The sequence below is a fragment of the Vibrio sp. 10N genome (assembly GCF_036245475.1).
Classification (GTDB): Bacteria; Pseudomonadota; Gammaproteobacteria; order Enterobacterales; family Vibrionaceae; genus Vibrio.
Genome location: NZ_BTPM01000001.1, coordinates 2,644,629 through 2,667,042, shown reverse-complemented (window position 1 = coordinate 2,667,042; position 22,414 = coordinate 2,644,629). Strand labels below are relative to the sequence as shown.

Genomic DNA, 22,414 nt, shown 5'->3' with positions numbered 1-22,414 from the left:
CAGCAAAGAACACTTTGCTGGCTTTGTTTTTGAGTATTAGTCAGCGTTTAGGCTACTTCCCCCATCGCTGGATAAACGGGCTTTGCTGCCAACTCCTCTGGTGAGAAGTCATCCACGTTTATGGTGTACAGGCGATGCGCTTCTGCGGTGGTAAGTAGTTTCGCTTCCTCTTGATTGATGATGCCTTTCTCAAGGCCGATCTCTGCCACTTGGTCCAATTGAGTGAATGGGCGACGCTGCTCAAGTGCTTTACATACTTTGGTGAACACAGGCTCTGCGCGCAGAATGATATCCAGTGCTTGCTCAATACGGCCGACCGCATTGTACTCAGTTGGTTCGAAGTATTGACCGTAACCCAAGCGAGTACGAGCTGCACTTGGCGTTTGTAAGATGCGCGCGACTTGGCTATCGAGCTTGTCTGATGGCGCTTTACGCACGGTACCGAATGGTAGAACGATCACACGTAGTAAGCGTCCAATCACCTTATTTGGGAAGTTGGTGAGGAAATCATCCAGCGCTTGTTCTGTTTGCAATAAGCTATCTTGCATACCCCAGTGCAGCAAAGGTAAATCTTCGCTGTTACGGCCTTCCACATCGTAACGTTTAAGCGTAGCACTGCTGAGATATAGCTGACTTAGAATATCCCCCAGACGTGCCGACAGGCGCTCTTTACGTTTCAGTGAGCCGCCCAGTACCGCCATAGAGACATCTGACAGTAACGCTAAGTTAGCACTGTAACGGTTAAGTTGTTGATAGTAGCGGGTTGTCACATCTTTATGTGGTGCAGACGAGCCGCGACCGTCAGTGAGACCGAGCCAGAAACTGCGCACGAGGTTACTGATAGTGAATGCCACATGACCTGCCAGCGCTTTGTCAAACTTATCAACCGCGTTAGAGGCTGTTGAGTGTGCTGCTTCCATTTCATCAAGTACGTAAGGATGGCAGCGAATCGCACCTTGACCGTAGATGATCATTGAGCGAGTTAAAATGTTGGCACCCTCTACCGTGATGGCAACAGGGGCACCTTGGTAGCCACGGCCAAGGAAGTTTGATGGGCCAAGGCATATCCCTTTACCACCGACAATGTCCATCGCGTCAATAACACTGCGTTGACCACGGTGAGTACAGTGGTATTTAACAATTGCAGAGATAACCGACGGTTTCTCACCTAAGTCGATACCTGTTACGGTGAGACGGCTCGCTGCATCCATAACATATGCGTTACCACCTAGTCGTGCTAATGGCTCTTCGATGCCTTCCATGTGACCGATAGGTTGTTTAAATTGGCGACGAATGCGAGCGTAGGCACCGGTAGCGAGAGCGGCGGTTTTAATGCCGCCCGTTGAGCTTGACGGTAGGGTGATACCACGACCAACAGACAAACATTCTACCAACATACGCCAGCCTTGCCCGGCCATTTTCTGGCCACCAATAATGAAATCGATCGGTACAAACAGTTCGTTAGCGCGCGTTGGACCGTTCTGGAATGGTACATTCAATGGGAAGTGACGGTTACCGATTTCCACTCCTTTTAGGTGTGTTGGGATCAGCGCACAGGTGATGCCCAGATCTTCTTTGTCGCCCAATAGGCCATCAGGGTCTCTTAGTTTGAACGCAAGACCCAGCACGGTTGCAACGGGCGCAAGCGTGATATAACGCTTATTCCACGTCAGCTTCATGCCTAGAACTTCTTTGCCTTCAAATTGACCCTTACATACCACACCAAAATCAGGAATAGAGCCTGCATCGGAGCCTGCTTCTGGGCTAGTAAGAGCAAAACAAGGGATTTCTTTACCGGTAGCGAGTCTTGGCAAGTAGTAGTCTTTTTGCTCTTCCGTACCGTAGTGTTGCAAAAGCTCGCCTGGGCCTAATGAGTTTGGCACGCCGACAGTCGAGGATACCACGCTGGAAACACCACATAGCTTTTGCAGTACACAAGATTGAGCATAAGCAGAGAACTCAAGTCCGCCGTACTGTTTTTTGATGATCATGGCGAAAAACTTGTTGTCTTTCAGGTACTGCCAGATCTCCGGTGGTAAGTCTGCTAGTTCGTGCGTAATTTGGTAGTCATTGATCATTGCGCACACTTCGTTAACTGGGCCGTCTAAGAAAGCCTGCTCTTCGTCAGTGAGCTTAGATGGTGTGATGTTTTGTAGCTTTTGCCAATCGGGTTTGCCTTTAAACAGTTCTGCTTCCCACCATACGGTACCGGCATCAAGTGCTTCTTTCTCGGTTTGTGACATGGCTGGGAGGACTTTTTTAAATACCGCGAGCGCTTTGGCTGAGACGAGTGATTGTCGAATCGCCGGAACGCACAATACGGCAAGGGTGGCGACGTAGAACGCCCATGTGATGGCACCAAACACACCAAGCAGTGTGCCGAGCACCATGGCAGAGGTGATAAATAAAAGGGATTTTGCCAGTGACGCTCGTTGATAAAAGCTAATACCAATAGCGCCGAATAAGGCGACGAGAGAGAGCAAGATGTCCATGATGGTTCCTTTATCTGGGTACTTATTGTTGTTTTGGTCAGTATGTCGCGGCAGTGACTCTTAGTGTTACGTGTAAGGTAAGAGGTCGTACCAGTAAATAATTGTAATTAAAATATTGCACAGATGTAAAATCTGTCAAGTAATTGCTCTAGTTGATTGCAAAATAAGCGGCTTAGGCAGCACTTTGCTCAGTCACTGTCAATTTGCAGTGGATTAATGATGAAATTGGTGCCGCAGTCGTGCGCCATCTATCGACAGAGTTGACGGTTTATAGGTAAACTCAGAATTAACAGCCATCGCTTACTTATGGCGAGAAAACAAAGAGAACAACGCTATGTACCAAGACTTGATTAGAAATGAGCTAACAGAAGCTGCTGAAGTACTGAATAAATTCTTAAGTGACGATCACAACATTGCTCAGATTGAAGCTGCAGCAAAGATGATCGCAGACTCGTTTAAGCAAGAGGGTAAAGTACTGTCTTGTGGCAATGGTGGTTCTCATTGTGATGCGATGCACTTTGCTGAAGAGCTCACTGGCCGTTATCGTGAAAATCGTCCAGGTTATGCAGGGATTGCCATCTCTGACCCAAGTCACCTTTCTTGTGTGAGTAACGACTTTGGTTACGACTTTGTCTTTTCTCGTTACGTAGAAGCTGTAGGCCGTCGTGGTGATGTGTTATTTGGTCTGTCGACGTCGGGCAATTCGGGCAATATCCTTAAGGCGATTGATGCTGCGAAGGCTAAGGGTATGAAAACCATCGCATTGACAGGCAAAGACGGCGGCAAAATGGCGGGGTTAGCGGATATTGAAATTCGTGTGCCACACTTTGGTTACGCAGACCGCATTCAAGAAATACATATTAAGATCATCCACATCATCATCCAGTTGGTTGAAAAAGAGATGGAGTAGCATTGAGCTACTGCGATGATAAACAGGAACAGAAAGAGTAGGGAACTCAATGTGTGAATTGCTTGGCATGAGCGCCAATGTGCCAACAGATATTTGTTTTAGTTTTACTGGCCTTATTCAGCGTGGTGGTAACACAGGGCCACATAAAGACGGCTGGGGGATCACCTTTTATGAAGGGAAAGGTTTTCGTACCTTTAAAGATCCGCAGCCGAGTTGTGACTCCAAGATAGCGGAGCTGGTCCAAAGCTACCCTATCAAGAGTAGGGCAGTCGTTAGCCATATTCGACAAGCCAATCGTGGCCAAGTGAATTTGGAAAATACGCACCCGTTCACTCGTGAGCTATGGGGGCGCTACTGGACCTTTGCTCACAATGGCCAGCTCAGTGACTACCAAACGCTCGATACCGGGCACTTTCGACCTGTCGGTGAGACAGACAGTGAGCTGTCATTTTGCTGGTTGCTGAAACAATTGGAACAGCGTTTTCCTGAGCCGCCACAGGACATGGAGGCGATGTTTGCCTATGTTGCAGAATGCTGTGATGAGTTAAGAGAGCTGGGCGTCTATAACATGCTGCTCAGTGATGGTGAATATGTGATGACGTATTGCACCAACCATCTTTACTGGATTACGCGTAAAGCGCCATTTGGCAAAGCGAGCTTGTTGGATGAAGATGTCACCATCAACTTCCAAGAGGAAACGACACCCAACGATGTAGTTTCAGTCGTCGCCACACAGCCGTTAACGGGTAACGAAACATGGCATCGAATGAAGCCGGGTGAGTATAACCTATTTCATTTTGGTGAGCTGGTTGCCAGTAATGTGGATGAGCTAGCAGATGTTGCGTTTGCTGAGGCGAAGCCAAAAAGCCAGGCCCCTACCGAGCCACTGTGATCGCAGTGAAAGGATGTTAAGACAGAAAAAAGCGAGTGACAGGCATCACTCGCTTTTTTTGATTTTTTCATGACGGAAAGCCAGATGGTTTCGCTACTTGTCAGCGTAACCTTGTGGTCCCAGAGCAATGCCATCTAAAAGGGCTTTGCTGCCATCCATAACCAAGCGCTCTTCAACAAACCATTTAACGACCAATGGATAGATCTTATGCTCTTGGCTCTGAACTCGTTGTTCGAGTGTCTCGACAGTGTCGTCATCGAATATAGGGACTTTTGCTTGCAGAACAATCGGGCCACCATCCAGTTTTTCAGTAACGAAATGGATGCTTGTGCCGTGGTGCTCATCGCAGTTCTCGATGGCGCGTTGGTGCGTATTCAATCCAGGGTACTTAGGCAATAGCGATGGGTGAATGTTAATCATTCGTCCCATGTAGTGGCGAACAAATTCACCACTAAGAATGCGCATATAGCCCGCTAGCACCAATAGGTCTGGTTTGTGAACGTCAATTCGGCGCATCAACTCGGCATCAAATGCTTCACGTGTTTCGCTTAGCTTTGGATCGAGAAACTCCGCCTCGGCGCCAGCATTACGAGCACGTTCCAATGCAAATGCAGATTCTTTGTTAGAGAAAACAGCACGCACTTTCGCATTTGTGATAGTCGACTCGCAGGCATCAATAATCGCCTGCAAGTTAGTACCATTCCCTGAAACTAAAACAACGATATTCTTCATGAAATTAATTGATCTCTACTTGCTCTTCACCAGCTTCTGCAGTCGCGATCTCACCAATTACCCATGCGTTCTCGCCTTCAGCGTTAAGAAGCTCAACGGCTGCATCTGCTTGACCTTTAGGCAGAGCAACGATTAGACCTACACCACAGTTGAAAGTACGGTACATTTCAAATGTATCAACGTTGCCTTTCTCTTGTAGCCAGTTGAAGATAGCAGGCCATTCCCAGCTGTTACCGTCGATAACGGCTTTTGTGCCTTCTGGCAATACGCGTGGGATGTTTTCCCAGAAGCCGCCGCCAGTGATATGAGAGATAGCGTGGATATCGTGTTCAGCGATCATTTTCAGAGCTGATTTGATATAAATTTTAGTTGGTTCAAGTAGGTGTTCACCGATAGTGCGTTCACCTAGTTTTTCGTTCTTATCTGCACCAGACACTTCTAGGATCTTACGGATAAGAGAGTAGCCGTTTGAATGTGGACCGCTTGAGCCTACGGCAATAAGTGCGTCACCAGCGGCTACTTTTGAACCGTCAATCACGTCATCTTTTTCAACTACACCAACGCAGAAACCAGCCACATCGTAGTCTTCACCTTCGTACATGCCTGGCATTTCAGCTGTTTCACCACCAATCAATGAACAGCCTGCTTGGATACAGCCTTCAGCAATACCAGATACCACGTCTGCTGCAGTATCAACATCAAGTTTGCCTGTCGCATAGTAGTCAAGGAAGAATAGTGGCTCAGCACCTTGAACGATAAGGTCGTTCACACACATCGCAACAAGGTCGATACCGATGGTGTCGTGCTTGTTCATGTCTAGGGCTAGGCGTAGCTTAGTACCAACACCGTCTGTACCAGATACCAATACTGGGTGTTTGTATTTTGTTGGCAACTCACATAAAGCACCAAATCCACCGATGCCTCCCATTACTTCAGGGCGACGAGTGCGCTTAACCGCGCCTTTAATACGGTCAACTAATGCGTTACCAGCATCAATATCTACACCAGCGTCTTTATAGCTTAGGGAAGTGTTGTTTCCGCTCACGGGACAGTCCTCGAAAAATAAATGGATGTGAAAGCGGCGCTATTCTAACAGGGGTTTATCCAAAAAGGAAAACGTTTGCGTAAGAAAATACAAACTATTTTCTCGAAGCATCAATCCATTGATTTACAGCCTGTTGTGACATTTTATTGCGTATAAATACCATTTTAACCGTGTTGCTAACTGAAATAGTCAAAGAAACCATGTATAATTTGCAGGTTTTGTGAAATTTTGCCGGAGTTGGACATGAAAGTTGTTGAAGTTAAACACCCCCTAGTAAAACATAAATTGGGGTTGATGCGTGAAGGGGACATCAGCACGAAGCGTTTCCGCGAACTAGCGACCGAAGTGGGTAGCTTGCTAACGTATGAAGCGACTGCAGACTTTGAAACTGAGAAAGTGACGATCGAAGGTTGGAACGGTCCAGTTGAAGTTGACCAAATCAAAGGTAAGAAAGTGACAGTAGTGCCAATCCTGCGTGCAGGTCTTGGTATGATGGACGGTGTTCTTGAGCACATGCCTAGTGCGCGTATCAGTGTCGTTGGTATCTATCGTGACGAAGAAACGCTTGAGCCAGTGCCATACTTTAACAAGCTTGCGTCAAACATTGATGAGCGTATTGCACTAGTGGTTGACCCAATGCTAGCTACAGGCGGCTCAATGATCGCGACTATCGATCTTCTTAAAGAGAAAGGCTGTAAGCACATCAAAGTGTTGGTATTGGTTTCTGCACCAGAAGGCATTGAAGCACTAGAAAAAGCGCACCCTGATGTAGAGCTTTACACAGCAGCAATCGATGAGTGCCTAAACGACAAAGGCTACATCGTACCTGGTCTAGGTGATGCAGGTGACAAGATCTTCGGTACTCTATAAGACCCGATGCTTAAATAGCAAAAAGGCTGACCACTGGTCAGCCTTCAGACTGCTGACAAAGGTCTAGCTTTCAAGCTAGACCTTTGATCTAATAGGAGTATCGAAATATGGATACTCCGATATGCTTCAAAAACCTTCTCCTCAGCAATACGAACTCGAAATGGTAACCATGGAACAGCTCGTTCCACAGAATCATCTCGTTCGTAAAATTGATAATGCCATCGACTTCGAGTTCATCAGAGACGAAGTGGCACATCTATACTGCAAAGATAATGGCCGCCCACCCGTAGACCCTGTGCGTTTATTCAAAATCATTCTGCTTGGCTACCTATTCGGCATCAAAAGTGAGCGCCAACTGGTCAAAGAAATTGAAGTGAACGTCGCTTATCGTTGGTTCTTACGAATGTCACTGACCGAAAAAGTTATCCATGCTTCGACGTTAAGCCAGAACCGAATTCGACGCTTCAATGGTACTGACGTCTTTGAGCGCATCTTCAACAACATAGTGCTTCAAGCGATGGAGAAAGGCTTAGTCGCAGGACAGGAGCTCTTCACTGACAGTACACACCTTAAAGCCAATGCTAACAAGAACAAGCACATGAATCGTCTGCGTCCAGTTAGTGCAGGCGCTTATCTTGATATGCTGAATGAAGATGTGGCTGCAGACCGAGAATCTGAAGGTAAAAATCCATTCAAAGAGACGCCACCAAAGACAGACGTCAAAAACACTAAAGTCAGCACCACCGACCCTGAAAGTGGCTTTATGACACGAGACAATAAGCCTCAAGGCTTCTTCTATCTTGACCACCGAACCGTGGATGGTAAGCACGGTATCATCGTAGACACATACGCAACACCGGGGAATGTGAATGACTCACAGCCCTATATCCGTCGTCTCGATCACACACTAGAGCAGTTCAACCTCAATCCTATCGCAGTTGGTATCGATGCAGGTTACTTCACTGCGCCTGTTGCTGAATCACTCGAGCGCCGCAGTATATTAGGTGTGTTCGGGTATCGCCGCCCATCAAGAACTAAGAACAAATTTAAGAAGAAAGACTTCAAATACCAAAAAGAGACCGATACCTATCGCTGTCCAGAAGGGCAAGAACTTATCTATAAAACCACAACACGCGCAGGCTATCGCTCATACGCTTCAGACCCGAAACAATGTGCGTTTTGCCCCGTTCGGGACGACTGTACTAAGAGTGAAAATATGCAGAAGGTCATAACGCGTCACCTTTATAGTGAGACGGTGGAGCGAGCCAATCAAATGCGACTCTCTAGCTACGGAAAGAAGACGTATCGGAGGCGAAGTGAAACAGTAGAACGAAGCTTCGCCGATGCAAAACAACACCATGGCCACCGTTACGCGCGCTACCGCGGTCTCGCAAAAGTGCAAATGCAATGTTGGTTAGCCGCTGCCGCTCAAAACATCAAGAAGATAGCGTTGGTGGTGAGCTATCTGCGAAAAATGGGCCTAAATAAGGCAGAAATAAGTCAAATACTAGCCTCTGTATGCCGATTTAAGCCTTACTCACTTCAGAACGCTATCTAACAAAAAATATCGCGATCGCGGCCTACGGCCGCTCCGAAAAAAGAACCCCGCTTGAAAAAGCGGGGTTCGTCAGCAATCTGAAGGCTGACCACTGGTCAGCCTTTTTTGTTTCCGTAGGAATTAGTCTTCCATCTGAGCGTTGTCTACTACCTTGTTCTCACCTAGGTCATCCGGCAAGATCTGGTTAAGGAGAATCGCAACGATACCACACAGGCTCACGCCTTGAAGGCTAAAGTCACCAATACCAAATGCCATGCCGCCAATACCAAATACCAGCGTGATAGCGACGATCACTAGATTACGAGATTTGTGCAGGTCGACATTGTTTTTGATCAGTGTATTAAGACCAACCGTCGCGATAGAGCCAAACAGCAGAATCATGATACCGCCCATCACGGGCACTGGGATAGTTTGTAAGATAGCACCAAGTTTACCCACAAGCGCCAGTACGATAGCCGTCACCGCTGCCCACGTCATGATCACAGGATTAAACGCTTTAGTTAGCATTACTGCCCCGGTTACCTCACTGTAGGTTGTGTTTGGCGGCGCGCCCACCATAGAAGCTGCAATTGTTGCCACCCCGTCACCCGCGATAGTGCGGTGTAGACCCGGCTTCTTCAGATAGTCTTTACCGGTTACGTTTGAAATAGCCAGCATATCGCCGACGTGTTCAACGGCTGGCGCAATAGCCACTGGCAGCATGAACAAGATTGCGTTGATGTTAAACTCTGGCGCAGTGAAGTTTGGCAGCGATAGCCAAGAAGCTTCAACCACAGGGGTGAAGTCAACAACGCCATAGAACAGACTGGTCACGTAGCCCGCTAAAATGCCACTTACGATAGGTAATAGCTTTAAGAAACCCTTGGCGAATACACTTACGCCAACTGTAACAAGCAGAGAAATCGCGGAGATCCAAAGTGCTGCATTGCCATCGATAAGCTGTACGGCACCGTCACCCGTTTTACCAAGCGCCATATTTACCGCGACAGGTGCTAGGCCAAGACCGATCACCATGATCACTGGCCCTACGACCACTGGTGGCAGAAGTTTGTGGATTACTTCGACGCCTTTCACTTTAATTAAGGCACCCATAAGCACATAAACGACACCCGCAGCCATTAGGCCGCCCATGGTTGCACCGATACCCCATGTTTGGACGCCAAACATAATAGGTGCAATGAAGGCGAACGAAGAGGCTAGGAAGATAGGCACACTGCGGCGTGTTACCAATTGAAACAGTAAGGTGCCGACACCTGCACCAAACAATGCTACGTTAGGATCAAGGCCAGTTAAAAGGGGTACGAGTACCAAGGAGCCAAATGCCACAAATAGCATTTGCGAGCCTTGTAAGATCGTTTTCATAATGATTTTCCAAGCAAGTCAAAAGGAGTTAAGCAAAACGGATGGGATTCTAGCACTTTGTAATCGTTTACTTAATGATCTAGTTAAAGAGAACGCTGTTTTTGTTGGCTAAATCTCAATAGCTCGAGCGAGTTACTATTTGATCCACAGATGCGAGGGAGTAAATCAACTTATTGACCAAACCTTGAATCAGTGAGCTTGCTCCAAAACGCATACTTGCTTATCATTTCGGCTTATCTATTTGTAATTTAGGATGCTTATGCGTTATTTAGCTTGGTTGTTGGCTGCCGCGTGTGCTTTGCCAGCATATGCGTTGACAAAAGTTGATATCTACTCGACGGAAGTTGTGGTGGATTCCCAACAACCGAATGCCGATGAACTGGCACGCCAAAAGGGCATGTTAGAAGTATTGATCAAGGCCAGCGGCGACAGTAATGCAGCGTCTAATCCTGTGGTCAAAAAAGCGTTAGGCAAGAGTTCACAATACATCACACAGCTTGGCTACACCCAAGTGGATGGTGAGCAGGCGATGCGTTTGAGCTTCAACAGTCAGCAAATTACGACACTATTGACTCAAGCGGACCTGTCATCTTGGCCTGTTGATCGCAAAAACGTGATGGTGTGGTTGGTAGAAGACAGTGGCTATGATCGCACGATTGTTTGGGAGCACAGCAACTCACAAAGCGCCAGCCAGTTGAAGAAAGAAGCCAATCGACGTGGACTGCCGATCACGTTCCCAATTGGAGACTTTGACGATATCACAGGTATCCAAACGACTGACCTTTGGGGCGGGTTTGTTGGGCCAATAGCACAGGCAACGACACGCTACCCAGTGGACGCGATCGCGGTGATTCGTAAGCAAGGTAACAATCTTCGTTACACACTGTACGATCAAACGCCAGATAAACTGGGTAAAAATACCCTCGCGCCAGTCACTGGTTCAACGTCTGGAGAACTGGCTATTGCCAGCGCGATTGATGAAATCAGCGATTATTATGCGTCACAAAATGTGGCCACAACTCTAGGTGAGAGTGCTGGTATGGTGTCGGTGTCGTTCTCACGAATGAGCAGTGCCGATGCTTTCTTTACTCTAGAGCGCGCGTTAGGTCGCTTAGCGTCAACCGCTAAAGTCGATGTGGCTGAAGTGAGTGGTGACGTAGTGACGATGCGCGTTTCTCTATTGGGCTCACTAGAGGCCTTTGAAGAAGAAGTGCTTAAACTGGGTTTGGTTAAAAAGCTCGAGTCAGTGCCTGTGGAAACTCCAGAGCAAGATAGTCAAGTGTTCCCGACAGATGCAGAAAACTCGAACGCCGCTGAGCAAGTACAAGATGTGACTGATACGCAAGGTGCGAATGCGCTCTCTGCTGACCCAGCACCGACCGATGAGCTTGTCGTTGATGGTATTGCTGCGATGGGAAAGCCGGTGCGACCTGAACTCAGTTTTGAGTGGCTGTACTAATCAGGAACGATGGCGCACAGTTATCACCTAAAAAAGGAGGCGTAATGCCTCCTTTTTTGTCTCTATCGCTTCGCTTTTTGAAACGCTCTAGTCCTTTCCGTAGCGCTCACGCTCTTGCTTTTCTACCGATGACAATCTTGGCAGTTTTAATCCCATGTCTTTGCCTTTGAGTCGAGCATAGATGGTATTACCCACAAAGGCGGAACTTGTCAGCAGTAACTCAACCAGTGCCAGCCAGCGTTCACCTTCATCGGCGTATAGCAGAGTTAGGGCATGCAGAAAGTACAGCATTAACACAAAGTTTGCCCATGCGTGTGTGTAAGGCTTACCTGCCAAAATGCCCGGTAAAGGCAATAACAATGGTATTAACCATGCGACGGTAAGTGCATAGGGGTTAATGTGTGGATGAGGGGATAAATAGCCATGCCATAAACCAACCCAGCAGAGCAGGGCAAAGTTAGCGGTGAGAGCGAAAGCTCGCATGTTTTTGGTATTGATTAAGGATTTAATGCTCATCGCGTGTACCTAGTCCTTGATACTGAGTTTTGTTTAACTGGCATTCTTGAGTTTGCGAGCGGTTGTCGCCAACCTTTGGCCAAGTGCTACCGCCAACGCATACTCGTCATCACTCAGCTGTACGCTGCTATTAGCGACATGAGAAGCGCCATAAGGTGTGCCACCGCTGGTGGTAGAGTGCAGCTTAGGTTCGCTGTAAGGGATGCCCATCAGCATCATGCCATGGTGCATCAAGGGGAGCATCATACTCATGGCTGTACTTTCCTGTCCGCCGTGCATTGATGACGATGAGGTGAATACGCAAGCCGGTTTATCGATGAGGCTGCCACTAAGCCAAAGTGAGGTAGTTTGGTCCCAAAAATGCTTTAGTGGGGCGGCCATATTGCCAAACCAAACAGGGCTTCCCATGGCTAATCCATCGCAAGCTTTCAGTTCCGCTTGGGTGGCAATAGCATCGCTCTGTATGTCGCGCCCACCTTCCAATTCCGGCACGGTTCTAAGCAATGCTTCGCAGCCCTCTACAGACTCAATGCCACGAGCGATGGCTCGAGCCAGCCGCTGGGTACTTCCATGGCGGCTGTAGTACAACACCAATAGTTGGCAAGACATTATAAGATCTCAAGCACTTGCTCTGGTGGGCGGCCATGTCTGGCTTTGCCATTAGTCACCACGATTGGGCGTTCAATCAGTTTAGGGTTCTCAAACATAGCTTGAAATAACTGGTCATCAGTCAAGGTAGGATCTGAAAGGTTAAGCTGCTTGTAGATGTCTTCTTTGGTACGCATCATTGCACGTACGCTTTCAAGCTCAAGCTGCTTAAACAACTGCTTTAGTTTGTCGACAGTCGGTGGTGTGTCTAGGTACTTTACTACCTCTGGCTCGATGCCTTTTTCTTCTAGCAATGAGAGGGTTTGACGGCTTTTCGAGCAGCGAGGGTTATGAAAAATCGTGACTGACATAAGGGTTCCTTTCTCTTTTATTGTAAGGCCATGAATCGTTCACGCTCGACCAGTAACTGGTCGATACGCGCGTCATAGCGTGCTTGTTTTAAACTTCCTAGCTCGGCAAGTTGACTGGCTTGCGAGTAGAGCTGAATTGATTTGTCCCATTGAGCGTTAAGCGCCATAAGTTCAGCGCGTGCGGCCAAGTCTTCCGCACTGTTACCCTGCTTAATGTTAGCCTCAGAGAGTAAGTGCCAGCCGTTGGTGTCTTTTGGTCTATCGTGGGTAAAGCGCTGCAGTACCTTGATAGCCTCATCCGTTTTGTCACTCTCAAGTAGCGCATTGGCGTAGTTGATAGTGATAACCGCATTATTCGGTTTCACCTTGAGCGCACTTTCCATCAGTTTGACTGATTTTTGTGGTTGCTTTTTCGCGATGTAAAGATCTGAGGCCGCATCAAGATAGAAGTTGTTATTCGGATCATGGTCGAGCAATTTGTTGAGGATCGCTTCCGCTTTGTCTAGCTGATTGGTATCGAGATACACCAGCGCTTTACCATATTCAAATGAGTTCTGAATTTTTGCTGGTGCTTTCTTGGCGGTTCGCTGGAACCAGTCCATCGCCGCATCAGATTTGATACCGGCATGACGAGCGACGATACGTGCTCTTGCCAAATGGTAACTGATTGATGGCTGCACGCGCAGCGGTGGATAGGCCTGTGCTCGCTCACGAGTATCGGTGATACGGTCTTCTGGCAATGGGTGAGTCAGCAGCATTGGTGGCGGTTTACTGGCATATCGGTATTCATCCGCAAGACGACCGAAAAAGCGAGGCATATCGTTGACATCAAATTGAGCGCGCGCCAATGTTGCAATACCAAAGCGGTCTGCCTCTTTCTCGTTACTTCGGGTGTAGTTAATTGACGCCTGCATCGAGCCTGCTGTCGTCGCCGTTAGTGCCGCCATACCCGCTTGAGGCGCAGCAATGGCAAGCAATAGTGAGCCCACCAGTGCGGCAACGGTTGCCGGAGAACGGCGAGCTTCGTCTTCCATTCGACGTGCTAAGTGGCGCTGTGTTACGTGCGCAATTTCGTGCGCAATAACTGAGGCAAGCTCACTTTCCGAATGAGCATGCAAGAACAGTCCCGAGTGAAGTGCGACGTAACCACCAAAGAAGGCAAATGCGTTGATGTTACGATCGCGGATCATGAAGAAAGTGAACGGCGTTTTTACATCGTTCGCGCTGGAAACAAGACGATGTCCTACCGAATCGATGTACTCATTGAGAACGGGATCGTTAATGATCGGTGAACTGGCGCGAATCATCCGCATGTACGCATCGCCATAGATAAGCTCTTGATCTATGGTTAGGGTTGCACCCGCAGCCGTGCCAATCTCGGGGAGATCCATCTCGGCGAACGACACTTGGGGAGTAGATAATGTGGCTGCAATACATAAGCAAACCAACGAACGGGTACGTTTCAACATGCTGGTGAGGTAACTCCTTTATAGTTGGTAAGTATGACCACAAAACTGACGTTGGGTTTCCTACCTTATCCTCTAGGGCAACATTTTTGCATACGGATAGACGTTAGAAAAGGACTTATCCGTGACAAAGATAGACTTTAGTTATTGTTTGCTGGTGATACATTGTCGAGGTAATTGGCGTTCTGTAACACATACAGGTTGGGGATGCCTGAAAAAGTCTTTACAATAGACCCATTGAAGGTAAATCACAGACTGCGCGAGCACGATGATGAGTGAAAACAAGCTGATGACGCACATTGAACTCAATTTAGAACAAGAGCGTTGTCCTATGTCGCTGCTTTTGGTTAAGCGGGCATACAAAGCACTAGGCTCCAACCAGACACTTAAGGTTCGAATCATCGATAGTCAGTCGGTTCGCGATTGCAGTAACTATCTGGCCAAGCATAACGCCGACGTGCAGTGCCAGCAGCAGGATGAGATTACCGTAATGACGATAGTTAATAAGAAGGATAGCGAATGCTAGAAATGGTCCGTCGTTGGTATAAGCGACGTTTTTCAGATCCAGATGCGGTCAGTCTGGTGGTTATTTTGCTATTTGGTTTTATCACCATTTACTTCTTTGGCAATTTGATTGCACCACTGCTTGTGGCGATTGTGTTGGCTTACTTACTCGAATGGCCAGTAAGTCAGCTAAGAAAGCTCGGATTACCACGTACTGTTGCTGTGATAACCGTGATTCTCGTGTTTATAGGTTTGATGTTGATGGCTATTTTTGGTTTGGTGCCTACCATATGGAATCAGATCGGCAACCTTCTCAATGATATCCCTAACATGTACAGCGGGTTGCAGCAGTTTGTGGCGTCTATCCCAGAGCGCTATCCAGACCTCGCTGAGGTGCATATCGTCGAGACCATCATCAGTAACGTTAAAGATAAAGTGTTGCTGCTTGGTGAGAACGTAGTGAAAGGTTCATTGGCGTCTTTAGTCAGCTTAGCAGCGCTTGCGGTGTATTTGATTTTAGTGCCGCTACTGGTGTTCTTCTTATTGAAAGACAAAGAAGAGATGGTGGATATGGCGAGCGGCGTGCTGCCAAGAAACCGCCGTTTAGCGAATAAAGTGTGGATTGAGATGAACCAACAAATCTCCAACTACATTCGCGGTAAAGTGCTGGAAATCATCATTGTAGGTACAGTCAGTTACATCACCTTTGCGGTGCTAGATTTGCGCTATGCCGTACTGCTGGCTGTACTTGTCGGCTTCTCAGTGCTTATCCCATATATTGGTGCGGCTGCTGTCACGGTGCCGGTGGCGATCGTTGGTTTATTCCAGTGGGGATTAACACCACAATTTTACTGGCTGTTGGTGGCTTACGGCATCATTCAGGCGCTAGACGGAAACGTGTTGGTGCCGATATTGTTCTCAGAGGCCGTAAACCTGCACCCAGTGGCGATCATCGTTGCCGTGTTGGTATTTGGAGGTCTGTGGGGCTTTTGGGGCGTGTTCTTTGCGATACCGTTGGCAACGCTTGTGAAAGCGGTATGGAATGCACTGCCAAGTCATGATGATCCAACACAGCCCGCCACATAGAAGCAAGTAGCATTCATAGTAAAAAGCCGCTCAAAAGAGCGGCTTTTCTATAACCCAATTTTATTGAAGGCTTAGCCGTTCAAGTAATCCAACACGACTTCGTGGTGAGTCTTGGTTTTGAACTTGTTGAACACGTGTTCAATCACACCTTCTTCGTTGATCAAAAAGCTGATGCGGTGCAGACCATCATAGACTTTGCCCATGAACTTTTTCTCGCCCCACACACCAAACTGTTCTGCAACAGCGTGGTCTTCGTCTGACAATAGTGTGAAGTTAAGTTGGTCACGTTCAATAAACTTACCCAAACGCTTAACAGGATCGATGCTCACGCCTAGTACGACTACGTTGTGAGCGTCTAGCTCAGCTTTCGTATCGCGAAGGCCTTGCGCTTGCACTGTACAACCTGGTGTCATTGCTTTTGGGTAAAAGTAAAATAGGACTTTTTTACCTTTAAAATCCGCCAGAGTTACCGTGTTACCATCTTGGTCGAGCAGTGAAAATTGTGGGGCTGGGGTGCCCGCAATCAATGTGTTCATTGAGTTTCCTTTGAAGATTGTGTTCTTTACAGATTGTATTGTTATTTTTAGTGGCTGCCGCTGATAAAGTTAAGCGAACCTTTAACAGACAGCTGATTGCACAGTGCCTCAAACTCTTCTTGAAGCTGCATAAGATTGCAGTTTTCTTCAACGTTGGCACTTAATGCTAATTGAAATTGATCAACGTCGGTTCCCGCCCTTTCTTTGACAATGGTTTGCGCGCTCAGCGAAGCAAGACCAATGTTCTTATCGGCAAAGAACTGAGTAAATTCTTCGGTCAATCCAACGCGATCCTCTGACTCAATAAACACTTCCACAGTGTATTGATTTGGAATGGCGTCGTGCTTGGAGGTACGCTTCATCATGGTGATCAGATCATGTTCTTGACCTAAAAGCGGTAGGGTGGTTTCTACGCGAGTGATGTAGCTTGGATTGCCTGATATCAGCATGATGAGCGTAAACTCATTGCCGAACATGGCGATGCGACTATCGATGATATTACAACCTGCGTTGGCAACGAGGTGGACGATTTCGTTACAGATCCCTGGTCGGTCAGTGCCAACTGCGGTAATCACTAAATACTGATTCATAGTGTCACTCTAAGTTCCTTGTTGGCTATATGGTAGCATAGCTATTACCAAAGCTCTTGTGATTGATGTAACCGATTCTCGCAAATCATCCATCGCTGACGTCAACATGGGCTTACATGGCAACGTCATATAACAACAGAAAAATTAACTCGTCACTGACACCTTTTACGCGAAATAGCGCATCTTACACGTGCCTCATATCTGAAATCTGACATTATTCATCCACTTCTTGATGGGATCTGTTTTTCAGCTCTTGTGTTTATCAATAGCATTACAGTACCATGCAGTAAGTATCAATTTAGGGAGATCACCATGTTTTCAGGAAGTATTGTTGCGCTTATAACCCCTCTTACCACCGATGGCGAAGTCGATTTTGTTAGTTTACGAAAACTGGTCGAGTATCATATTGCTGCGGGTACGGATGGCATTGTTGCTGTTGGTACAACCGGGGAATCGGCAACATTAACGGTTGAAGAACATGTAAAAGTCGTCGCGAAAACGGTTGAGTTCGCTGATGGCCGCTTACCAATTATTGCTGGCACTGGTGCCAATGCCACTCATGAAGCGATTACGTTTAGCCGTCTATTTAACAATGTCGGCATTGCAGGTTGCTTGAGTGTGACTCCTTATTACAACAAACCGACACAAGAAGGTTTGTATCAGCACTACAAAGCGATTTCTGAAGAAACAGACATTCCACAGATTCTTTATAATGTACCAGGTCGTACTGGTGTGGATATGCAGCCAGAAACCGTTGCGCGTTTGGCAGAGATTTCAAACATCGTTGCTTTGAAAGATGCGACGGGTGATCTGTCTCGAGTGAAGATTCATCGTGAACTTTGTGGCGAAGACTTTATCTTACTAAGTGGTGATGACGCGACTGGCCTTGATTTTGTTCAACTGGGTGGTAAAGGCGTTATCTCTGTGACCAACAATATTGCAGCGGCTGACATGGCCAACATGATGCATCTAGCATTAGAAGGTAATTTTGAAGAAGCTAGACTTATCAATGAGCGCCTGATGACACTGCACAAAAACTTGTTTGTCGAATCAAGCCCGATCCCAGTTAAGTGGGCGGCGCACAAAATGGGTCTCATCGCAAATGGTGACCTGAGACTGCCAATGACAGAGTTGTCTGAAAGTGCTAAGCCAATTGTGGCGAAAGCACTAACAGAAGCCTGCATTTACTAAATTGAATGAATAAGAGGAGCGTAGAGCTCCTCTTATATAAGGGAGTATCAATGAAATTTTCACGTCAGCTAGCGGTCTCAACGTTAGCTGTTATTGTTTTAGCCGCGTGCTCAAGTGATCCGAAAACCCGTCGTGAAGCCAAAGATGACTTCAATTACCTTGATGCGCCAGGTCTTAAAAACTGGACATTACCGGAAGGCGCGACGCCCCAGTTCTACCCTAATTATGAGATCCCTCAAGGTGACTTTTCCGGCGGAATTGGTCGTGAAGTAGATATTCGTCCACCGCAACAGGTATTAGAACTGATCCCTGGCGCACGTGTGGAAAGACAGGGCTCAGAGGTAACCTTGTGGCTGCTTCAACAAGAAGAAATGGATAAGGTTTGGGCAACGGTGAAAACCATGCTAGCCGAAATCAATGTTCAGGCCGTTAATGAGACCAACGACAGTATCGAGACCGACTGGGTAACCTGGGTATCGGAAGACGAAGACGTTGAAATTGGTAGCCGCTACGAAATTACTCGTTTTGAAGCTAACAACCGTTATGGCTTTAAAATGAAGCTGATCGATTGGCGCGAAGGTGGCACAGTGAAACCTGTCACTCGCGTGAATGAAGAACGTTACAACACCTTGATGACGAACTTAGTCACAGCGCGTTATGATCGCGACCTTCGTGAAGAAGCGGCGCTTCGTGCTCAAGAGTTGGTGAAATCTATCCCAATCAGCATGGGTACAGACCGCAGTGGCTTGCCGGTCATCATTGCACGTACGCCATACAATGTCTTGTGGCAAGAGCTTCCAACGCTATTACCGAAAATGGGCTTTACCATTGAAGAGCGTAACCAGTCTCAAGGTACAGCGAAAGCCAAATACGCGTCACCAGATGACGAATTCTGGAATGAAGTAGGTCTCAAGCCTATTGACCTTGAGCCGGGCGAGTACACCTTCCTGTTTGGTGACTTGGGTAACCGTACGTCGATCAATGTGACTGACAGCGATGGCAAACCTGTAGCCGAGAACTTACTGCGTTCACTTGAGCCTCTCATCGCCACAGTGATAAAGAAAGAGCCTTAATCAGGCATAAGAAAAAAGGACCTTAACGGTCCTTTTTTTATACGCTTTTCAATCTGCCTTTGAGACTCAATACCGCCGCACTTGCTACGATTTGTTCTTTTCGTCACTCGGTTTGTCGCCATACTTTTGTTTGTCTAGCTCATTGAGACGATCGAGCTGATTTTTGCGTGAGTTGACCTTGTCACTTTGCTGAAACTTCATATTCGCGGTGTACTTGAGCGCGGCAATGTTGCCAATTACCACGGCCAGTACCACGATAATGATTACCCAAGGGTTAAATAGCCATTCAATCATTGTCTGCTCTTAACGGTTTATGTTGGTCACATATTGATTGTAGATGGAATCGAGTTCAGAAAGTATCGCCTCACGTCCCAAAATATCCGATTGCTGCAAAACTTGTCGCCATTGCTGACAACAAAACTGCGCTAGACACGCCGAGCTGGTTTGGTGATGACTAATGTGCCAAGGTTCCATTGCCACTCCGCCTAAGTCTTTGCTATAAGGGAAGAAAAACCCATGCATTGGCGCTTGCTCCGAGAGCCAAAGAAAAAACTCACGCTGATGACCCTCCAAGTACTCCCAAGGCTCCAGTTGCAAACGGGTGTTGTTGGGCAGCAAATTTCCCGCATAGACATCAAAGTCTGTGCCCCAATGATGACGGCTTGCGCCAGGCAGCGCACTCCATTTCAAAATCGCTTGGACTTTGTCGGCGTCACTCATGTTCTTGGTCTCAATGGGGTGACTGTTTTGATCCAAAATAGGCGTATGACCGGACATTTTGTTGTTCCAAATTGCCAGCTGACGCTCAAACGATCGATAGCCGCTTGCCAAGTAAAGCTCAAACCCCGCTTCTTTGGCCGCCGCTACCAATGCCAGCAAATCAGCTTGCACCTGCGGATGCACTAAAAATGATTTACTGCCAATGGTCACGTCAACCAAAGCGTCGTCGGACTGCCCAACAAGCTGCGTTATCTGCATAGAGACCTCGACTTAGAACCTTAGCTTAGGATTTAGCGAATAAGTTAATCAATGTGTGTTCGTACATGTCAGTCAGCTTTTCAAGGTCGGCGACGTTCACACACTCATTCACTTTATGGATTGTGGCGTTCACGGGCCCCAGCTCCACGACTTGAGCGCCCATTCGTGCGATGAAACGACCATCAGAGGTGCCGCCCGTCGTTAACAGCTCCGGTTGCTGGTGATTCACTTCTTCAACCGCACTGACAACGGCATCAAGCAAGCTTCCCTTATCTGTTAAGAATGGATGACCGCTCAGTGTCCATTTTAGATCGTAGTCCAAGCCATGTAAGTCCAATGTAGAGTGGACGCGGCTCTTAATGGTTTCGTCAGTCAGCTCTGTACTAAAACGGAAGTTAAATTGAACGTTGAACTCACCAGGAATCACGTTGCTAGCACCTGTGCCGCTATGCAAATTCGGGATCTGGAAGCTAGTTGGCGGGAAATAGTCGTTGCCTTCGTCCCACTTAGTCGCTGCCAGCTCTGCCAGTGCAGGAAGTGCTTGGTGAACAGGGTTATTGGCAAGATGTGGGTAAGCCACGTGGCCTTGTGTGCCCTTGACGGTCAAATCGCCCGTGATGGAGCCACGGCGACCGTTCTTAACCACATCACCGACGCTGTGAGTGCTGGATGGCTCACCGACAATACACATGTCGATGTTTTCATCGCGCGCCATTAATGTATCGACAACACGTGTTGTCCCGTTGATAAATGGCCCCTCTTCGTCAGAGGTAATCAAAAAGCCAATTGAGCCGCTGTGGTCCGGGTGGTTCTCGATAAAGCGCTCTACCGCTACAATCATACAAGCCAATGAGCCTTTCATATCTGCTGCGCCGCGGCCGTGCAGATGACCATCAATAATAGTTGGCTCAAAAGGAGGCGTGTGCCAGTGGTCGAGATTGCCAGCAGGCACTACGTCAGTGTGGCCTGCAAACGCAAACAGTGGCGCTTCAGTACCACGACGAGCCCAGAAGTTGGTGGTGTCTTCAAACACCATGACTTCGATGTCAAAACCGAGCTTTTCTAATCTTTCAATCATGACCTTCTGGCAGTCGGCGTCTTCTGGGGTTACGGATTGGCGGCTAATAAGATCTTTTGCTAGTGCCAATACTGGGCTGTCATTCATCCTTGAGGATCCTTGTTTCTAATAGGCTAATGAGGGGTGTGATGCGATGGTTGAATTAAACACCAAATACTTGTTGGTATTGTTCCGCTTTAAATCCAATGTGCAAAGTGCCATCTACGTTGAGAATGGGGCGCTTGATCATCGCTGAGTGCTCGACTAACAGAGCAATGGCCGTCTCCTGGTTTAAGCTGTCCTTTTGCTCTTGAGTGAGTTGGCGGTAAGTCGTGCCGCGTTTGTTTACGACTTGTTCCCAACCAAGCTGCTCACAGAAGTTGCGAACCATGCCTTCGCTGATACCGTCTTTGCGATAGTTGTGAAATTGATACTCTAACTCGTTGGCTTCAAGCCATTTTTTTGCTTTCTTTATCGTGTCACAGTTGGGAATACCAAACATCGTAGTGGCCATGATGACTTCCTTATGGGCGTTGAACTTTTGACTTTCGTTTTCGTGCTTTGAACGCGTTGAAACGTGAATTTGCGTCAAACACTTGGTTATGTTTAAGCATCCTATCAAGAAGTGCTGCTTTAAACAAAACCTTGTCGCTGGTCACAGTTTTTATTCTGTTTATCGCCACTTATGGTTACAAATTCTTGAATTTCGAAATTAGAGCGATGAGCAAGAACTTGATCGAGCGCAACACGGCCAAGCGGAAATCCAATATATTGGAAAAGCACATAAATAGGAGGTGTCAATGGAACTGAGTCCTGTTTTTGCACGTCGTCTCTATCTGGCCTTGCTTGTTGAAAGCATTGAAAGACCGAATGTGCCAAAACTAATCGAGAAAACGGGGTGGCCTCGCCGTACCATTCAAGACGTTATCAAGGCGCTACCAGGTATCGGCATTGAGCTCATGTTTGTTCAAGATGGGCGTCGACATAATGATGGTTATTACCAGTTATCCGACTGGGGACCTTTTGACAGTCAGTGGGTCATTGAGCGCCAAGGCGACATTGAAACCACGTTGGGCGTATAACGCTCCGCTGCGAAAGGGTTTGAATACTCATTGTGCATGAGAATGAAAAATAAAGC

Annotated in this window: 24 protein-coding genes; 10 read left to right on the top strand and 14 right to left on the bottom strand. The window is 47.4% G+C overall.

Annotation, left to right across the window (positions count from 1 at the left end):
* Positions 1–47: 47 nt before the first annotated feature.
* Positions 48–2,492: an acyl-CoA dehydrogenase FadE gene (gene fadE / locus AAA946_RS12455; protein WP_338165132.1), complete on the bottom strand. Its 2,445-nt coding sequence runs from the start codon at positions 2,490–2,492 to the stop codon at positions 48–50.
* Between the two features lie 334 nt (positions 2,493–2,826).
* Here fadE and lpcA point away from each other — a divergent pair, with 334 nt between their 5' ends.
* Both lpcA and AAA946_RS12445 read left to right on the top strand, forming a co-directional pair.
* On the top strand, positions 2,827–3,402 hold the full coding sequence (gene lpcA / locus AAA946_RS12450; protein ID WP_338165131.1) for a D-sedoheptulose 7-phosphate isomerase: 576 nt from the start codon (positions 2,827–2,829) through the stop codon (positions 3,400–3,402).
* A 49-nt stretch (positions 3,403–3,451) separates the two neighbouring features.
* The gene (locus tag AAA946_RS12445) at positions 3,452–4,294 is read left to right on the top strand and encodes a class II glutamine amidotransferase (RefSeq protein WP_338165130.1); all 843 of its coding nucleotides are present in this window, start codon (positions 3,452–3,454) and stop codon (positions 4,292–4,294) included.
* Positions 4,295–4,387: 93 nt separating this feature from the next.
* Here the strand turns inward: AAA946_RS12445 and purN are convergent, their stop codons facing one another.
* On the bottom strand, positions 4,388–5,026 hold the full coding sequence (gene purN, locus AAA946_RS12440; RefSeq protein ID WP_338165129.1) for a phosphoribosylglycinamide formyltransferase: 639 nt from the start codon (positions 5,024–5,026) through the stop codon (positions 4,388–4,390).
* 4 nt (positions 5,027–5,030) lie between these two features.
* Positions 5,031–6,071: a phosphoribosylformylglycinamidine cyclo-ligase gene (purM, locus tag AAA946_RS12435; RefSeq protein WP_338165128.1), complete on the bottom strand. Its 1,041-nt coding sequence runs from the start codon at positions 6,069–6,071 to the stop codon at positions 5,031–5,033.
* 243 nt (positions 6,072–6,314) lie between these two features.
* On the opposite strand from purM, the gene upp reads away from it, so the two are divergent.
* On the top strand, positions 6,315–6,941 hold the full coding sequence (gene upp / locus AAA946_RS12430; RefSeq protein ID WP_112478302.1) for a uracil phosphoribosyltransferase: 627 nt from the start codon (positions 6,315–6,317) through the stop codon (positions 6,939–6,941).
* A gap of 121 nt (positions 6,942–7,062) precedes the next feature.
* Positions 7,063–8,499, top strand: coding sequence for an IS1182 family transposase (locus tag AAA946_RS12425; RefSeq protein WP_338163447.1), 1,437 nt, complete (start codon positions 7,063–7,065; stop codon positions 8,497–8,499).
* A 120-nt stretch (positions 8,500–8,619) separates the two neighbouring features.
* Here the strand turns inward: AAA946_RS12425 and AAA946_RS12420 are convergent, their stop codons facing one another.
* Positions 8,620–9,861 carry a uracil-xanthine permease family protein gene (locus AAA946_RS12420; protein WP_338165127.1) on the bottom strand — a complete coding sequence of 414 codons (1,242 nt, stop codon included), beginning with the start codon at positions 9,859–9,861 and terminating at the stop codon, positions 8,620–8,622.
* A gap of 259 nt (positions 9,862–10,120) precedes the next feature.
* Between AAA946_RS12420 and AAA946_RS12415 the strand changes: the two genes are divergently transcribed.
* Positions 10,121–11,320, top strand: coding sequence for a DUF2066 domain-containing protein (locus AAA946_RS12415; protein ID WP_338165126.1), 1,200 nt, complete (start codon positions 10,121–10,123; stop codon positions 11,318–11,320).
* Between the two features lie 87 nt (positions 11,321–11,407).
* On the opposite strand, the gene AAA946_RS12410 is transcribed toward AAA946_RS12415, so the two are convergent.
* The 4 genes from AAA946_RS12410 to AAA946_RS12395 are packed head-to-tail and all read right to left on the bottom strand — an operon-like array spanning position 11,408 to position 14,264.
* Complete coding sequence (locus tag AAA946_RS12410; protein ID WP_338165125.1) at positions 11,408–11,836, bottom strand: DUF2069 domain-containing protein; 429 nt, start codon at positions 11,834–11,836, stop codon at positions 11,408–11,410.
* Positions 11,837–11,869: 33 nt separating this feature from the next.
* Positions 11,870–12,445, bottom strand: coding sequence for an NAD(P)H:quinone oxidoreductase (wrbA, locus tag AAA946_RS12405; RefSeq protein WP_338165124.1), 576 nt, complete (start codon positions 12,443–12,445; stop codon positions 11,870–11,872).
* Positions 12,445–12,795 (bottom strand): arsenate reductase (glutaredoxin), encoded by a 351-nt coding sequence (gene arsC / locus AAA946_RS12400; protein ID WP_338165123.1) that lies wholly within the window; start codon positions 12,793–12,795, stop codon positions 12,445–12,447. The genes wrbA and arsC overlap by 1 nt, the downstream gene beginning before the upstream one ends.
* Before the next feature lie 17 nt (positions 12,796–12,812).
* The gene (locus AAA946_RS12395) at positions 12,813–14,264 is read right to left on the bottom strand and encodes a beta-barrel assembly-enhancing protease (RefSeq protein ID WP_338165122.1); all 1,452 of its coding nucleotides are present in this window, start codon (positions 14,262–14,264) and stop codon (positions 12,813–12,815) included.
* 265 nt (positions 14,265–14,529) lie between these two features.
* On the opposite strand from AAA946_RS12395, the gene AAA946_RS12390 reads away from it, so the two are divergent.
* On the top strand, positions 14,530–14,787 hold the full coding sequence (locus AAA946_RS12390) for a sulfurtransferase TusA family protein (protein WP_338165121.1): 258 nt from the start codon (positions 14,530–14,532) through the stop codon (positions 14,785–14,787).
* Complete coding sequence (locus AAA946_RS12385) at positions 14,781–15,851, top strand: AI-2E family transporter (RefSeq protein WP_338165120.1); 1,071 nt, start codon at positions 14,781–14,783, stop codon at positions 15,849–15,851. Before AAA946_RS12390 ends, AAA946_RS12385 begins: the two co-directional genes overlap by 7 nt.
* Positions 15,852–15,922: 71 nt before the next feature.
* Here AAA946_RS12385 and bcp read toward each other — a convergent pair whose 3' ends face one another.
* Together bcp and AAA946_RS12375 are read right to left on the bottom strand one after the other, a co-directional pair.
* Positions 15,923–16,387 (bottom strand): thioredoxin-dependent thiol peroxidase, encoded by a 465-nt coding sequence (bcp, locus tag AAA946_RS12380; RefSeq protein WP_338165119.1) that lies wholly within the window; start codon positions 16,385–16,387, stop codon positions 15,923–15,925.
* Between the two features lie 47 nt (positions 16,388–16,434).
* A complete protein-coding gene (locus AAA946_RS12375) occupies positions 16,435–16,977 on the bottom strand; it encodes a glycine cleavage system protein R (protein ID WP_338165118.1) in 543 nt (180 codons plus the stop codon).
* Positions 16,978–17,289: 312 nt separating this feature from the next.
* On the opposite strand from AAA946_RS12375, the gene dapA reads away from it, so the two are divergent.
* Both dapA and bamC read left to right on the top strand, forming a co-directional pair.
* Positions 17,290–18,168 carry a 4-hydroxy-tetrahydrodipicolinate synthase gene (dapA, locus tag AAA946_RS12370; RefSeq protein ID WP_338165117.1) on the top strand — a complete coding sequence of 293 codons (879 nt, stop codon included), beginning with the start codon at positions 17,290–17,292 and terminating at the stop codon, positions 18,166–18,168.
* Between the two features lie 50 nt (positions 18,169–18,218).
* Entirely contained in the window at positions 18,219–19,241 is a 1,023-nt protein-coding gene (gene bamC / locus AAA946_RS12365) for an outer membrane protein assembly factor BamC (protein ID WP_338165116.1), read from the top strand.
* Positions 19,242–19,325: 84 nt separating this feature from the next.
* On the opposite strand, the gene AAA946_RS12360 is transcribed toward bamC, so the two are convergent.
* The 4 genes from AAA946_RS12360 to AAA946_RS12345 are packed head-to-tail and all read right to left on the bottom strand — an operon-like array spanning position 19,326 to position 21,790.
* Positions 19,326–19,535 (bottom strand): DUF2897 family protein, encoded by a 210-nt coding sequence (locus tag AAA946_RS12360; protein ID WP_338165115.1) that lies wholly within the window; start codon positions 19,533–19,535, stop codon positions 19,326–19,328.
* Between the two features lie 9 nt (positions 19,536–19,544).
* Positions 19,545–20,219: a M15 family metallopeptidase gene (locus AAA946_RS12355; RefSeq protein ID WP_338165114.1), complete on the bottom strand. Its 675-nt coding sequence runs from the start codon at positions 20,217–20,219 to the stop codon at positions 19,545–19,547.
* 25 nt (positions 20,220–20,244) lie between these two features.
* On the bottom strand, positions 20,245–21,384 hold the full coding sequence (dapE, locus tag AAA946_RS12350) for a succinyl-diaminopimelate desuccinylase (RefSeq protein WP_338165113.1): 1,140 nt from the start codon (positions 21,382–21,384) through the stop codon (positions 20,245–20,247).
* Between the two features lie 55 nt (positions 21,385–21,439).
* Positions 21,440–21,790: an ArsC family reductase gene (locus tag AAA946_RS12345; RefSeq protein ID WP_338165112.1), complete on the bottom strand. Its 351-nt coding sequence runs from the start codon at positions 21,788–21,790 to the stop codon at positions 21,440–21,442.
* A 286-nt stretch (positions 21,791–22,076) separates the two neighbouring features.
* Between AAA946_RS12345 and AAA946_RS12340 the strand changes: the two genes are divergently transcribed.
* Positions 22,077–22,358 carry a winged helix-turn-helix domain-containing protein gene (locus tag AAA946_RS12340; RefSeq protein WP_338165111.1) on the top strand — a complete coding sequence of 94 codons (282 nt, stop codon included), beginning with the start codon at positions 22,077–22,079 and terminating at the stop codon, positions 22,356–22,358.
* Positions 22,359–22,414: the final 56 nt, after the last annotated feature.

Coding starts and splice junctions, on each gene's coding strand:
- fadE (WP_338165132.1), bottom strand. CDS start 2,492: ATGGACATCTTGCTCTCTCTCGTCGCCTTATTCGGCGCTATTGGTATT.
- lpcA (WP_338165131.1), top strand. CDS start 2,827: ATGTACCAAGACTTGATTAGAAATGAGCTAACAGAAGCTGCTGAAGTA.
- AAA946_RS12445 (WP_338165130.1), top strand. CDS start 3,452: ATGTGTGAATTGCTTGGCATGAGCGCCAATGTGCCAACAGATATTTGT.
- purN (WP_338165129.1), bottom strand. CDS start 5,026: ATGAAGAATATCGTTGTTTTAGTTTCAGGGAATGGTACTAACTTGCAG.
- upp (WP_112478302.1), top strand. CDS start 6,315: ATGAAAGTTGTTGAAGTTAAACACCCCCTAGTAAAACATAAATTGGGG.
- AAA946_RS12425 (WP_338163447.1), top strand. CDS start 7,063: ATGCTTCAAAAACCTTCTCCTCAGCAATACGAACTCGAAATGGTAACC.
- AAA946_RS12420 (WP_338165127.1), bottom strand. CDS start 9,861: ATGAAAACGATCTTACAAGGCTCGCAAATGCTATTTGTGGCATTTGGC.
- AAA946_RS12415 (WP_338165126.1), top strand. CDS start 10,121: ATGCGTTATTTAGCTTGGTTGTTGGCTGCCGCGTGTGCTTTGCCAGCA.
- AAA946_RS12410 (WP_338165125.1), bottom strand. CDS start 11,836: ATGAGCATTAAATCCTTAATCAATACCAAAAACATGCGAGCTTTCGCT.
- wrbA (WP_338165124.1), bottom strand. CDS start 12,445: ATGTCTTGCCAACTATTGGTGTTGTACTACAGCCGCCATGGAAGTACC.
- arsC (WP_338165123.1), bottom strand. CDS start 12,795: ATGTCAGTCACGATTTTTCATAACCCTCGCTGCTCGAAAAGCCGTCAA.
- AAA946_RS12395 (WP_338165122.1), bottom strand. CDS start 14,264: ATGTTGAAACGTACCCGTTCGTTGGTTTGCTTATGTATTGCAGCCACA.
- AAA946_RS12390 (WP_338165121.1), top strand. CDS start 14,530: ATGATGAGTGAAAACAAGCTGATGACGCACATTGAACTCAATTTAGAA.
- AAA946_RS12385 (WP_338165120.1), top strand. CDS start 14,781: ATGCTAGAAATGGTCCGTCGTTGGTATAAGCGACGTTTTTCAGATCCA.
- bcp (WP_338165119.1), bottom strand. CDS start 16,387: ATGAACACATTGATTGCGGGCACCCCAGCCCCACAATTTTCACTGCTC.
- AAA946_RS12375 (WP_338165118.1), bottom strand. CDS start 16,977: ATGAATCAGTATTTAGTGATTACCGCAGTTGGCACTGACCGACCAGGG.
- dapA (WP_338165117.1), top strand. CDS start 17,290: ATGTTTTCAGGAAGTATTGTTGCGCTTATAACCCCTCTTACCACCGAT.
- bamC (WP_338165116.1), top strand. CDS start 18,219: ATGAAATTTTCACGTCAGCTAGCGGTCTCAACGTTAGCTGTTATTGTT.
- AAA946_RS12360 (WP_338165115.1), bottom strand. CDS start 19,535: ATGATTGAATGGCTATTTAACCCTTGGGTAATCATTATCGTGGTACTG.
- AAA946_RS12355 (WP_338165114.1), bottom strand. CDS start 20,219: ATGCAGATAACGCAGCTTGTTGGGCAGTCCGACGACGCTTTGGTTGAC.
- dapE (WP_338165113.1), bottom strand. CDS start 21,384: ATGAATGACAGCCCAGTATTGGCACTAGCAAAAGATCTTATTAGCCGC.
- AAA946_RS12345 (WP_338165112.1), bottom strand. CDS start 21,790: ATGGCCACTACGATGTTTGGTATTCCCAACTGTGACACGATAAAGAAA.
- AAA946_RS12340 (WP_338165111.1), top strand. CDS start 22,077: ATGGAACTGAGTCCTGTTTTTGCACGTCGTCTCTATCTGGCCTTGCTT.